The sequence below is a fragment of the Nocardia sp. TBRC8007 genome, from assembly GCF_056629435.1.
In genome coordinates, this window is the sequence record NZ_JBWSOR010000274.1 from 1 (window position 1) to 202 (window position 202).

Below are 202 nucleotides of genomic sequence, written 5' to 3' on the forward strand. Positions count from 1 at the left end.
TTCGGTCTGGAGCCGGGGACGGAGGGCGCGGGTGTGATCGCTCGCGTCGGTCCCGGTGTCACCGATTTCGAGCCGGGCGACAAGGTATTCTTGATCTGCAAGGGCATGATCCACCGGTACAACACGCTCAGCGCGGACATGGTGTACCGCACCGCCCCGGATGTCGAGCCAGAGCGGGTCAGCAGTTCCGTCTCGTTCGTGA

1 protein-coding gene is annotated in these 202 nt (G+C 64.4%); it reads left to right on the top strand.

The genetic code is table 11. The features are described 5' to 3' along the window. On the top strand, positions 1–202 hold a 202-nt coding region (locus ACX4ZE_RS23635), incomplete at both ends, for an alcohol dehydrogenase catalytic domain-containing protein (RefSeq protein ID WP_480275676.1).